The 11,143-nt window shown below is 69.5% G+C and carries 11 protein-coding genes; 3 read left to right on the top strand and 8 right to left on the bottom strand.

All coding sequences use genetic code 11. From position 1 onward, the window contains the following. Positions 1-242: 242 nt before the first annotated feature. The 3 genes from ACGFT2_RS33930 to thyX all read right to left on the bottom strand — a co-directional run bounded on the left by ACGFT2_RS33930 (position 243) and on the right by thyX (position 3,936). Positions 243-1,928 (bottom strand): ribonuclease J, encoded by a 1,686-nt coding sequence (locus ACGFT2_RS33930; protein ID WP_393286174.1) that lies wholly within the window; start codon positions 1,926-1,928, stop codon positions 243-245. 156 nt (positions 1,929-2,084) lie between these two features. After that, positions 2,085-2,984, bottom strand: a complete 900-nt coding sequence (gene dapA / locus ACGFT2_RS33935) for a 4-hydroxy-tetrahydrodipicolinate synthase (RefSeq protein ID WP_393286175.1) — start codon at positions 2,982-2,984, stop codon at positions 2,085-2,087. Positions 2,985-3,195: 211 nt separating this feature from the next. Next, positions 3,196-3,936: an FAD-dependent thymidylate synthase gene (gene thyX / locus ACGFT2_RS33940; protein ID WP_393286178.1), complete on the bottom strand. Its 741-nt coding sequence runs from the start codon at positions 3,934-3,936 to the stop codon at positions 3,196-3,198. Between the two features lie 175 nt (positions 3,937-4,111). On the opposite strand from thyX, the gene ACGFT2_RS33945 reads away from it, so the two are divergent. Both ACGFT2_RS33945 and ACGFT2_RS33950 read left to right on the top strand, forming a co-directional pair. Further along, complete coding sequence (locus tag ACGFT2_RS33945) at positions 4,112-4,348, top strand: hypothetical protein (protein ID WP_393286181.1); 237 nt, start codon at positions 4,112-4,114, stop codon at positions 4,346-4,348. A gap of 90 nt (positions 4,349-4,438) precedes the next feature. Beyond that, the gene (locus ACGFT2_RS33950; RefSeq protein WP_393286183.1) at positions 4,439-5,011 is read left to right on the top strand and encodes a hypothetical protein; all 573 of its coding nucleotides are present in this window, start codon (positions 4,439-4,441) and stop codon (positions 5,009-5,011) included. A gap of 28 nt (positions 5,012-5,039) precedes the next feature. Here the strand turns inward: ACGFT2_RS33950 and ACGFT2_RS33955 are convergent, their stop codons facing one another. The 5 genes from ACGFT2_RS33955 to rpsO form a co-directional block, all read right to left on the bottom strand. Continuing rightward, on the bottom strand, positions 5,040-5,492 hold the full coding sequence (locus tag ACGFT2_RS33955; RefSeq protein WP_393286185.1) for a hypothetical protein: 453 nt from the start codon (positions 5,490-5,492) through the stop codon (positions 5,040-5,042). Positions 5,493-5,505: 13 nt separating this feature from the next. After that, positions 5,506-6,258, bottom strand: a complete 753-nt coding sequence (dapB, locus tag ACGFT2_RS33960; protein ID WP_393286188.1) for a 4-hydroxy-tetrahydrodipicolinate reductase — start codon at positions 6,256-6,258, stop codon at positions 5,506-5,508. A 43-nt stretch (positions 6,259-6,301) separates the two neighbouring features. Further along, entirely contained in the window at positions 6,302-7,681 is a 1,380-nt protein-coding gene (locus tag ACGFT2_RS33965; RefSeq protein ID WP_393286191.1) for a M16 family metallopeptidase, read from the bottom strand. After that, positions 7,678-9,897: a polyribonucleotide nucleotidyltransferase gene (locus tag ACGFT2_RS33970; protein WP_393286194.1), complete on the bottom strand. Its 2,220-nt coding sequence runs from the start codon at positions 9,895-9,897 to the stop codon at positions 7,678-7,680. Before ACGFT2_RS33970 ends, ACGFT2_RS33965 begins: the two co-directional genes overlap by 4 nt. Positions 9,898-10,190: 293 nt before the next feature. Then, positions 10,191-10,478 (bottom strand): 30S ribosomal protein S15, encoded by a 288-nt coding sequence (gene rpsO, locus ACGFT2_RS33975; RefSeq protein ID WP_030177470.1) that lies wholly within the window; start codon positions 10,476-10,478, stop codon positions 10,191-10,193. Between the two features lie 267 nt (positions 10,479-10,745). Here rpsO and ACGFT2_RS33980 point away from each other — a divergent pair, with 267 nt between their 5' ends. Further along, entirely contained in the window at positions 10,746-11,039 is a 294-nt protein-coding gene (locus ACGFT2_RS33980) for a DUF397 domain-containing protein (protein ID WP_393286197.1), read from the top strand. The last annotated feature ends 104 nt before the right edge of the window (positions 11,040-11,143 follow it).

Raw genomic sequence — 11,143 nt, forward strand, 5'->3', positions numbered from 1 at the left:
TCTATCAGATCTTTCCGATCCGATTTCCTCGGTGCTTTCCAGGTTCTCGCTTTCGCGTTTCCCTTTCCGGCGGTTCCGACTTTATCAGAAGTTCTGAGCCGGTTTTCCCACCCTCTCCCAGGACACCAGCGTCCAGCGCATGAAGTGCTGGGGTTCCCGGTCGGGCAGAGCCGTAAACGTACTGGAGCGGGGCGCCCCGATGCAAATCGAGGGCCCCGCTCCAGCCGTGCACCGACGAGGCGTCAGACCTCCACGACCACCGGCAGGATCATCGGCCTGCGGCGATACGTGTCCGAGACCCACTTGCCGAGCGTGCGGCGGATGAGCTGCTGGAGCTGGTGAGGCTCCACGACACCGTCCTGGGCGGACCGCTCCAGGACTTCCGTGACCTTCGGCAGGACGGCGGCGAAGGCCGAGTCCTCGATGCCGGAGCCACGGGCCTGCACGTGCGGACCGCCGGTGATCTTGCCGGTGGAGGAGTCCACGACCACGAAGACGGAGATGATGCCCTCGTCACCGAGGATCTTCCGGTCCTTGAGCGCCGGCTCCCCGACATCGCCGACCGAGAGGCCGTCGACGTAGACGTAACCGGCCTGGACCTTGCCGGAGATCTTGGCCTTGCCCTCGATCAGGTCCACCGCCACGCCGTCCTCGGCGATGACGATCCGATCGTGCGGGACACCCGTCAGGGCACCCAGCTCGGCGTTGGCGCGCAGATGGCGCCATTCGCCGTGCACCGGCATCAGGTTCTTCGGGCGGCAGATGTTGTAGAAGTACAGCAGCTCACCCGCGGACGCGTGGCCGGAGACGTGCACCTTGGCGTTGCCCTTGTGGACGACGTGGGCGCCCCAGCGGGTGAGGCCGTTGATCACGCGGTAGACCGCGTTCTCGTTCCCGGGGATCAGCGACGAGGCCAGGATGACGGTGTCGCCGTCGACGATCCGGATCTGGTGGTCGCGGTTGGCCATGCGGGACAGGGCCGCCATCGGCTCGCCCTGGGAGCCCGTGCAGACCAGGACCACCTGGTGGTCGGGCAGGTCGTCCAGCGCCTTGACGTCGACCACCAGGCCCGGCGGGACTCTGAGGTAGCCGAGGTCGCGGGCGATGCCCATGTTGCGGACCATGGAGCGGCCGACGAAGGCGACCCTGCGGCCGTACTCGTGTGCCGCGTCCAGGATCTGCTGGATGCGGTGGACGTGGCTGGCGAAGCTGGCCACGATGATCCGCTTGCCGGCGTTGGCGAAGACCGTGCGCAGGACGCTGGAGATTTCCCGCTCGGGCGGGACGAAGCCCGGGACCTCGGCGTTCGTGGAGTCGGCGAGGAGCAGGTCGATGCCCTCCTCGCTCAGCCGCGCGAAGGCGTGCAGGTCGGTGAGGCGGTTGTCCAGCGGCAGCTGGTCCATCTTGAAGTCGCCGGTGTGGACGACCATGCCCGCGGGGGTGCGGATCGCGACCGCGAGGGCGTCCGGGATGGAGTGGTTGACGGCGACGAACTCGCAGTCGAAGGGGCCGACGCGCTCGCGGTGTCCCTCCGCCACCTCCAGGGTGTACGGGCGGATCCGGTGCTCCTGGAGCTTGGCCTCGATCAGGGCGAGGGTCAGCTTGGAGCCGATCAGCGGGATGTCCGGCTTCTCGCGGAGCAGGAAGGGGACACCGCCGATGTGGTCCTCGTGGCCGTGCGTGAGGACGATTCCCTCGATGTCGTCGAGGCGGTCCCGGATGGACGAGAAGTCCGGCAGGATCAGGTCGATTCCGGGCTGCTCCTCCTCGGGGAAGAGCACTCCGCAGTCGACGATCAGCAGGCGGCCGCCGTACTCGAAGACCGTCATGTTCCGGCCGATCTCGCCGAGACCGCCGAGCGGGGTGACGCGCAGGCCGCCCTCGGGGAGCGGCGGGGGCGTACCGAGTTCAGGATGCGGATGACTCAAAAGACTCTCCTCACCACGCGCGCCACGTACCGGTCGGGCACGTGGCGCGCATGACGTTCGTGCATAAGCAGTTGTCGTTGTGGAGTGCGGGCGCCGGTGGCCCGCGTATGCGGTTGTCTGTTCAGTTGTGAAGCTCGGGTGGTGCCAAGTCTGTTGTCAGAGCTGTACCCCGCCGGCAGCAAGATCGATCTTGAGCTGGGCGATCTCCTCGGTCGAGCATTCGACCATGGGGGCCCTCAGGGGTCCTGCGGGCAGGCCCTGGAGGGCGAGCGCCGCCTTCGTGGTCATGACGCCCTGGGTGCGGAACATGCCGGTGTAGACCGGGAGCAGCTTCTGGTGGATCTCGGTGGCCTTGACGACGTCGCCCGAGGTGTACGCGTCGACGAGGGCGCGCAGATCGGGGGTGACCAGGTGGCCGACGACCGAGACGAAGCCGACCGCGCCCACGGAGAGCAGCGGCAGGTTCAGCATGTCGTCGCCGGAGTACCAGGCGAGGCCGGACTGGGCGATGGCCCAGCCGGCGCGGCCGAGGTCGCCCTTGGCGTCCTTGTTGGCGACGATACGGGGGTGCTCGGCAAGCCGGACGAGGGTCTCCGTGTTGATCGGGACGCCGCTGCGGCCGGGGATGTCGTAGAGCATGACCGGCAGGCCGGTCGAGTCGGCCACCGTGGTGAAGTGGCGGTACAGGCCCTCCTGCGGGGGCTTGTTGTAGTACGGCGTGACGACCAGGAGGCCGTGGGCGCCGATGCGCTCGGCCTCGCGGGCCAGCTGGATGCTGTGGCGGGTGTCGTTGGTGCCGACTCCGGCCACCACGTGGGCACGGTCGCCGACCGCCTCCACCACGGCTCGTACGAGATCCGATTTCTCCGCGTCACTGGTGGTGGGGGACTCGCCGGTGGTGCCGTTGATGATCAGGCCGTCGTTGCCTGCGTCCACCAGGTGGGCGGCGAGCCGCTGCGCGCCGTCGAGGTCGAGTGCGCCGTCCGCCGCGAAGGGCGTGACCATGGCGGTGAGGACCCGCCCGAAGGGGGTCTGCGGAGTGGAGGTCGGAGCCATGGGTAACACGCTACTCGGTGCTCAATGCGGGGTCTGCCCTTGGGGTGCCGGGAAAGTCAGGACAAATAAGGAGCCCGGCACTGCCTGCTCGGGGGTTCAAGCAGTGCCGGGTCCGTTTGATCAGGCTAGATGAACTTCTCTAAATGCCGCAATACGGACACTTCGCCTGGCTGATCCGTACATCCGTTCCGCGCGGGCGAACAAGGCTTCGCTACGGGGCCACGCGTCCGTTGGCGTTGAAGGCGGCGTACGTCAGCGGCATGAGCTTCGCCCACTCCGCTTCCATCCTCTCGCCCACCATCTCGATCTCCCGCTGCGGGAAGGACGGCAGCTTGGCCAGCTCGTGCTGGGTGCGCAGGCCGAGGAAGTGCATCAGGGAGCGGGCGTTGCAGGTGGCGTACATCGAGGAGTACAGACCGACGGGCAGGACCGAACGGGCGACCTCGCGGGCGATGCCCTGCGCGAGCATCTCCTGATAGGCCCGGTAGGCCTGGCGGTAGGACTCCTCCATGGCGCCGCCGAGCAGCTCGTGCTGCTCCTCGGTGCCCTCGACGAAGACGTACTTGCCCGGACGGCCCTGCTGGACGAGCTTGCGGGAGGCGTCGGGGACGTAGAAGACCGGCTGCAGCTCCCGGTAGCGGCCCGACTCCTCGTTGTACGACCAGCCGACCCGGTGCCGCATGAACTCGCGGAAGACGAAGATCGGGGCCCTGATGAAGAAGGTCATCGAGTTGTGCTCGAAGGGGCTGCCGTGCCGATCGCGCATCAGGTAGTTGATCAGGCCCTTCGAGCGCTCCGGGTCCTTGTCCAGCTCCTCCAGGGACTGCTCCCCGATGGTCGAGACGCGGGCCGCGAAGAGCACGTCGGAGTCGGCCGCGCTGTGCTTGACCAGTTCGACGGTGACATCGCCGCGCAGATCGATCTTGAACTCGTCGTCCGGGGTGCGGGTCACGAGGGTCCTTCCATCACTTCTGGGGTTCGCGCCCACTGTATCGGGGCACTCGGCGCCGATCCGACCCGTGACCTCGCCGCGAGAAGTTTTCCGACATGGGCACCTTTTGTGCCATCAGAGCGTCTGTATCGGTGAGGACCACACATTCGATCCCGAGAGGAGAGGTGCTCTCCCCATGTTCCGTCGGCGCGAGCCCGTGCCCTTCGCCTTCCTGGCCGAGGCAGACCGGTTCCGCAGCAATGTCACTCCCCCGCCCCGTGGGCGGGCCTCGTTCGGCGAGCTGGCCGGACGCTGGCTGCTGGGCCTCACCATCGTCGCCGGGCTGGCCGGCGCGCTCGTCCTCGGCACACCGGCGCTGTCCACGCCGTCCGGTTCGCCGGTGCAGCAGTCCCAGGCGTCCCAGGGGCACTGACCCTTCCGGCCGCCCACGGGTGGTGGGCGGCAACGGCGCCGGATAGCCTCACCGGGCACAGCCCATGCGAGGACCGAGTGAGGACCAGCCGTGCCCCTGCCCTTTCTGACGGCCGACCGCACCTTCGAAACTGCATCCGAGAGCGCGCTGCCCTGCGACGACCGGGAGCGCTGGCGGCGCCCCTACCGTCCCGGGCCGTGGCGTGTGGCCGCGGCGGCCCTGGGGCTGCTGATCGCCTCGTTCATGCTGTTCGCCGCCGTCCTCATCGCCCTGACCGGCTCGGTGTTCTCCGCCAGCTCCTCCCCGACCTGGGCGGTCGTCCTCGTCGTGGGCCTGGTCGTCATCGCCGGCGCGCTGCGGCTGCTGCGCATGGGCGTGTGGGTGAGCGGGCACGGGCTGCGCCGGGCCGGACTCCTCGGCACCCGGACGGTGCCGTGGGCGCGGGTCGTCTCGGTACGGACGGTGCAGCAGCCGGTGCGCTGGCTTGGGCTGCCGCGGACGGTGCAGGGGCAGGCGCTGGCGTTCGTGCGCAAGGACCGCCGCCCCGAGGACACGGCTCCCCTGCTGACCACCCACGGTCTGGACTTCCTGGGCCGTCCGACGGCCTTCGACCGGGCGGCGGACGCGGTGGAGGCCTGGGCCGCGGAGTACCGGCGCGGCTGATCCGCCGCACACCCCGCCCGGGCCGCGGCTAGGCCTCGATCGTCCTGCCGTCGTGCAGCGCGATGGCGCGCTGCATGGCCTTGCGGGCACGCGGGGTGTCGCGGGCGTCGTGGTAGGCGACGGCCAGCCGGAACCAGCACCGCCAGTCGTCGGGGCGCTCCTCGGTCTCGGCCTTGCGCAGGCCGAAGACCTCGTCCGCCGAGTCACGGTCGATACGGCCGCTCGCCGTGCGCTTCAGCTCGTCGACGGGCAGGCCGCCCTCCGCGTCGAGTTCGGCGGCGAGCCGGTTGGCCCGCTGGACGAACTGGGTGTTCTTCCACAGGAACCACAGGCCGATGACCGGCAGGATCAGCACCGCGACACCGAAGGTGACGGTGAGGACCGTGCCGGACTGGATGAGCATGACGCCGCGGCTGCCGACCAGGACGAAGTAGAAGACCAGGACGGCGGCCGTGACGAGGTAGGTGATCTTCGCGCGCATGACGTGTCGGTGCTCAGCTCAGGTCGAGGAAGTGCTCGAGGCCGAAGGTCAGGCCCGGAGTGGTCACCACGCGGCGGGCGCCGAGCAGGATGCCCGGCATGAAGCTGCTGTGGTGCAGGGAGTCGTGACGGACCGTGAGGGTCTCGCCCTCGCCGCCGAGCAGTACCTCCTGGTGGGCCAGGAGGCCGCGCAGCCGTACGGCGTGCACCGGGATCCCGTCGACGGACGCGCCCCGGGCGCCGTCCAGGGCCGTGACCGTGGCGTCCGGCGCCGCAGCGCTGCCGGCCGCCCGGCGGGCCTCGGCGATGAGCTGGGCCGTGCGGGTGGCCGTACCGCTGGGGGCGTCCACCTTGTTCGGGTGGTGCAGCTCGATGACCTCCACCGACTCGAAGTAGGGGGCGGCGATCTGGGCGAACTTCATCGTCAGGACGGCGCCGATGGAGAAGTTCGGCGCGATGAGCACGCCGGTCTCCGGGGCCTGGTCGAGCCAGCCCGTCAGCTGTGCGAGGCGCTCCTCGGTCCAGCCCGTCGTGCCGACGACCGCGTGGATGCCGTGGCGCACGCAGAAGTCGAGGTTGCCCATGACGGAGGCGGGGGTGGTCAGTTCGACGGCGACCTGGGCGCCGGTCTCCGCCAGGGTCTCCAGCCTGTCGCCCCGGCCGAGGGCGGCGACCAGCTCCAGGTCCTCGGCGGCCTCGACCGCCTTGACCGCCTCGGACCCGATCCGGCCCTTGGCACCGAGGACCGCCACGCGCAGCTTGCTCATGTTCGCTTCCTTACCGACTTACCGAGTCCGACGACGGAGGGGTTCAGGCGACAGCATCGTGCAACCGCCCGGCCTGTTTGTCCTTCAGCGGGCCGATGACCGAGAGCGACGGGCGCTGTCCCAGCACCTCGCGGGCGACCGAGCGGACCTCGTCCGGGGTGACCGCCGCGATGTGGGCCAGCATGTCGTCCACGGACATCTGCTCGCCCCAGCACAGCTCGCTCTTGCCGATGCGGTTCATCAGCGCGCCGGTGTCCTCGAGGCCGAGGACGGTGGAGCCCTGGAGCTGGCCGATGGCGCGGCTTATCTCGTCGTCGGTGAGGCCGTTGGCCGCGACGTCGTCGAGTTCGTCCCGGCAGATCCTCAGCACGTCGTGCACCTGACTCGGGCGGCAGCCGGCGTACACGCCGAACAGGCCGCAGTCGGCGAAGCCGGAGGTGTACGAGTAGACGCTGTAGGCGAGGCCGCGCTTCTCCCGGACCTCCTGGAAGAGACGGGAGGACATGCCACCGCCGAGGGCGGTGTTGAGCACGCCCATGGCCCAGCGCCGGTCGTCGGTGCGGGCGAGGCCCGGCATGCCGAGGACGACGTGCGCCTGCTCGGTCTTGCGGGCGAGCAGCTCCACCTGGCCGGCGGTGCGGATCGTACGGCGGCCGTCGCGCGGGGCGATGGGCTGCGCGTCCGCGCTCTTCAGGGCGCCCGCCTTCTCGAAGGCGGCCCGGACCTGCCGTACGACCTTGTTGTGGTCGATGTTGCCGGCGCAGGCGACCACGAGGTGGGTCGGGTCGTAGTGCTTCTTGTAGAAGCGGCGGATGCGGTCGGCGGTGAGGGCGTTGACCGTGTCGACGGTGCCGAGGACCGGGCGGCCGAGGGCGTTGTTCTTGAACATCGTGTGCGCGAACAGGTCGTGCACGCAGTCGCCCGGGTCGTCCTCGGTCATGGCGATCTCTTCGAGGATCGCGCCGCGCTCGACGTCGACGTCGTTCTCGAGGATGAGCGAGCCGGTCAGCATGTCGCAGACGACGTCGATGGCGAGCGGCAGGTCGGTGTCGAGCACGCGTGCGTAGTAGCACGTGTACTCCTTCGCCGTGAACGCGTTCATCTCGCCGCCGACCGCGTCGATGGCGGCGGAGATGTCCAGGGCACTGCGCTTGGAGGTGCCCTTGAAGAGCAGGTGCTCCAGGTAGTGCGTGGCGCCGTTCAGGGCGGGGGTCTCGTCCCGGGAACCGACGTGCGCCCAGATGCCGAAGGTCGCCGAGCGGACCGAGGGCAGGGTCTCGGTGACGATGCGCAGGCCGCCCGGGAGGGTGGTCTTGCGGACCGTGCCGATGCCGCCGGTGCCCTTGATGAGGGTTTGGGTACGGGCGACGGCCCGCGCCTCCGAAGAGGTGCGGGCCGTCGCCTTGGAGCTACGGGACGTCACTGGTCGGCGTCGTCCTTCTGCGTCTCGTCGCCTTCCTCGCCCTCGATCACGGGGATCAGGGAGAGCTTGCCGCGGGAGTCGATCTCGGCGATCTCGACCTGGACCTTCTGGCCCACACCGAGGACGTCCTCGACGTTCTCCACGCGCTTGCCGCCGGCGAGCTTGCGGATCTGCGAGATGTGCAGCAGTCCGTCCTTGCCGGGCAGCAGGGAGACGAACGCACCGAAGGTGGTCGTCTTGACGACCGTGCCCAGGTAGCGCTCGCCGACCTCGGGCATCGTCGGGTTGGCGATGCCGTTGATCGTGGCGCGGGCGGCCTCGGCGGCCGGACCGTCGGAGGCACCGATGTAGATCGTGCCGTCGTCCTCGATCGTGATCTCGGCGCCCGTGTCCTCCTGGATCTGGTTGATCATCTTGCCCTTGGGGCCGATGACCTCACCGATCTTGTCGACCGGGATCTTGACGGTGATGATCCGCGGAGCGTTCGGGGACATCTCGTCCGGGCGGTCGATGGCCTCCATCATCACGTCGAGGATGTGCAGGCGCGCGTCGCGGGCCTGCTTGAGGGCCGCGGCCAGGACGGAGGCCGGAATGCCGTCCAGCTTGGTGTCGAGCTGGAGGGCGGTCACGAAGTCCTTCGTGCCGGCGACCTTGAAGTCCATGTCACCGAAGGCGTCCTCCGCACCGAGGATGTCGGTGAGGGTGACGTAGTGCGTCTCGCCCTCGATCTCCTGGGAGATCAGGCCCATGGCGATACCGGCGACCGGGGCCTTCAGGGGCACACCGGCGTTCAGCAGGGACATGGTGGAGGCGCAGACCGAGCCCATGGACGTCGAGCCGTTGGAGCTCAGCGCCTCGGAGACCTGGCGGATCGCGTACGGGAACTCCTCGCGCGTCGGCAGCACCGGCACGAGGGCGCGCTCGGCGAGGGCGCCGTGACCGATCTCGCGGCGCTTCGGGGAGCCGACGCGGCCGGTCTCACCGGTGGAGTACGGCGGGAAGTTGTAGTTGTGCATGTAGCGCTTGCGGGTCACCGGGGAGAGGGTGTCCAGCTGCTGCTCCATGCGGAGCATGTTGAGGGTGGTGACGCCCAGGATCTGGGTCTCGCCACGCTCGAACACCGCGGAGCCGTGCACGCGCGGGATGGCCTCGACCTCGGCGGCCAGGGTGCGGATGTCGGTGACACCGCGGCCGTCGATGCGCTTCTTCTCCTTGATCACGCGCTCGCGGACCAGCTGCTTGGTGAGCGAGCGGTACGCGGCGGAGATCTCCTTCTCGCGGCCTTCGAACTCCGGCAGGAGCTTCTCGGCGGCGAGCGCCTTGACGCGGTCCAGCTCGGCCTCGCGCTCCTGCTTGCCGGCGATGGTGAGCGCCTGGGCCAGCTCGGGGCGGACGGCGGCCGACAGGGCCTCCAGGACGTCGTCCTGGTGGTCCAGGAAGATCGGGAACTCGCCGGTCGGCTTGGCGGCCTTGGCGGCGAGGTCGGCCTGGGCGCGGCAGAGCACCTTGATGAAGGGCTTCGCGGCATCCAGACCGGCGGCGACGACCTCTTCGGTCGGCGCCTCGGAGCCACCCTCGACCAGCTTGATGGTCTTCTCGGTGGCCTCGGCCTCGACCATCATGATCGCGACGTCGCCGTCCTCCAGGACGCGGCCCGCGACCACCATGTCGAAGACGGCGTCCTCGAGCTCGGTGTGCGTCGGGAAGGCGACCCACTGGCCGCGGATCAGCGCGACGCGGACGCCGCCGATCGGGCCGGAGAAGGGCAGGCCGGCCAGCTGCGTGGACGCGGACGCGGCGTTGATCGCGACGACGTCGTACAGGTGGTCGGGGTTGAGCGCCATGATCGTGGCGACGACCTGGATCTCGTTGCGCAGTCCCTTCTTGAAGGACGGGCGCAGCGGGCGGTCGATCAGGCGGCAGGTGAGGATCGCGTCCTCGGAGGGCCGGCCCTCACGGCGGAAGAAGCTGCCGGGGATCTTGCCGGCGGCGTACATCCGCTCCTCGACGTCCACCGTGAGGGGGAAGAAGTCGAGCTGGTCCTTGGGGTTCTTGGAGGCGGTGGTGGCCGACAGCACCATGGTGTCGTCGTCCAGGTACGCCACGGCGGAGCCGGCGGCCTGCTTGGCCAGGCGGCCCGTCTCGAAGCGGATGGTACGGGTGCCGAAGGCGCCATTGTCGATGACGGCCTCGGCGTAGTGGGTCTCGTTCTCCACTAGCGTTTTCTCCTCGTCTTCGTCCCTCGGCTGCCCGTGTGGCAGGGGGACGGTTGCGGAGAAGTGCGCCGGGCTGTGCGGGCCGGTCTTCGATCGAAGCACCCGGGCTCACTTCCCCCGGGGGCCACTACCGAGGACCGGCGGCGGCGAGGTGCACTTCTCCTCGTTCTGTGTCGTGCGTCCTGCGTTGTGCTACCACACTACAAAGCGTGCGTGACACTCCGCACGTTCCCGCACGTACGGCAAAGGGAGCGGCTCCCGATCGGCTCGGGAACCGCTCCCTCCACGGCGTCCTACTTGGCGCCCGCCGCACCACGGCGGATGCCGAGGCGGTCGACCAGGGCACGGAAGCGCTGGATGTCCTTCTTCGCCAGGTACTGCAGCAGGCGACGGCGCTGACCGACCAGGATCAGCAGGCCACGGCGGGAGTGGTGGTCGTGCTTGTGGGTCTTGAGGTGCTCCGTCAGGTCGGAGATCCGACGGGAGAGCAGAGCGACCTGGACCTCGGGGGAGCCGGTGTCACCCTCCTTGGTACCGAACTCGCCGATGATCTGCTTCTTCGTAGCGGCGTCGAGCGACACGCGTACTCCTCATAGTCTGTGAATGCCGCCGAGTGCCCCCGGTCTTCGTCTCGGGGAAGCTTCCGTTACTCGGAGGCGGGGATCCGCTGGGCGCTGCCTCGGGAACCTGCACGGTTCCGGTGGTGCGTACACGAACGGCCGTCACTCAGGGTACCAGGTGGTGGCGGGCCTCTTTCCCCCGGTCGGCGAAGCTCCCGGAGGGGGCGCCGGCGGCCACTAGGGTGAGCGCCGGGACCGTACGTTACGTCCGGAAGGGGTCGCTGCGCGATGGCGGAAACGGAAGCGGAGATCAAGGCTCGCAAGGAACGGGAGCGGGACGAGCTGTACGCGCTCGACATCTCGGGCGTGGAATGGCGGTGCGCGCCCGGCACGGAGGAGCACGAGGAGCGCGTCGAGATCGCGAATCTGCCCGGCGGGGCGGTCGCCATGCGGTCGTCGCTGGACCCGGACACCGTGCTGCGCTACACCGAGGCGGAGTGGCGGGCGTTCGTGCTGGGTGCGCGCGACGGCGAGTTCGATCTGCAGCCGATGGCGCACAACGGGGGCCTCGACGGGGAGTGAGCGTCATACGGGAGGGGGGGGGGGGCGGCGGCGGGGGGCCCCCCCCCCCCCACACGCCCCCCCCCCGCCCCCCCGGGGGGGGCGGGCGCCGGACCCGCCGCCCC

Origin of the sequence: Streptomyces sp. NPDC048514 (assembly GCF_043199955.1) — a bacterium.
GTDB lineage: Bacteria > Actinomycetota > Actinomycetes > Streptomycetales > Streptomycetaceae > Streptomyces.